Source organism: Nitrosophilus sp., from assembly GCF_982775275.1.
The window spans coordinates 1-1,094 of record NZ_CEXZHP010000334.1 but is presented as its reverse complement, the minus strand read 5'-3'; the positions used below and the strand labels follow the sequence as shown (position 1 = coordinate 1,094).

Genomic DNA, 1,094 nt, shown 5'->3' with positions numbered 1-1,094 from the left:
ACATCTGCTGCAATTTTAAGTACCTCTTTGTTATAAAGACCATATACCTCTACTGCAATAGCTGCCAATGTCGGTGGACCCGATGGCATCTCTATCATAGCTATATTTGTACCCTCTACAAGAGGTTGGCATTTCTCCTTAAGTAAAGGGCGTAATCTATGTACCATACTAAAAGATTTTTCATCTCTTTCATGTTTGTCTGTTAAGTTTACAACAATCTCCGAAAATCTTTCCCCTTGCTTTAAAGCACTTCCCTTTACAAGTCCGGCATAATCAAGTGGAGCACCTTGAGCAAGGTAAGCTTCTATATCAGTTACCTCTTTCTCTTGTGTTAAAAAGTTGACAACACAGCGGGAAACCTGTTTGGTTTGTTCAAGTGAACTTCCTGCCGGTGTTGTTACATAAACATTAAAAGTGTTGGCACTTTTTCCCGGAAGCATTCTTGCAACAACGGTTTTTGTCGGAAGCATCATAATGCTTCCCGCAAGAGCCAGTAGTGTTGCTACAATAACCATAATTTTTTTAGAAGGGCTGTTTAAAATATTATATACAAATGATTCAAATTTTTTACCCTTATGGTGATGATGCGGCATAATTAATTCTCCTCTTTTTTTGTATTGTGATGGTGCGCTCCATCATCTTCACGTCGCAGTAATTTTCTACTAAGATATGGTGTAAATATATAAGCAACAACAAGTGATGCAAGTAAAGCAACAGGTACATTGAGTGGAATAGGTTTCATAAACTCACCCATCATACCCCCTACAAACATCATAGGAACCATCGTTAAAATAATGGCAAGTGTTGCAATATTTGTCGGACGACCAATCTCATCGGTTGCTTTAATAAGAAGTGTGTCCATATCTTTATGTTCACTGTCATGGTCGTGGAGGTGTCTGTGGATATTTTCAATAACAATAATGGCAGCATCAACCAAAAGACCCAAAGAGAGTAAAAATGCAAAAAGGGTGATACGGTTGATTGTCTGTCCTGTCATATAGGCAACAAAAAGGGTAATAGCCAAAATAGCCGGTACCGTAAAGGTTACAATCATTGATTCTTTCCATCCAAGGAAGAAAATAAGCATCACTGCA

General features: G+C 38.2%; 2 protein-coding genes. Both read right to left on the bottom strand.

The window, feature by feature from the left end; genetic code table 11:
* Positions 1-593 (bottom strand): efflux RND transporter permease subunit (locus tag AC30RD_RS09810; protein ID WP_489494379.1); only part of this gene is annotated, 593 nt, incomplete at its 3' end.
* Between the two features lie 2 nt (positions 594-595).
* The coding region (locus AC30RD_RS09805; protein WP_489494378.1) for an efflux RND transporter permease subunit at positions 596-1,094 on the bottom strand (499 nt) is incomplete at its 5' end.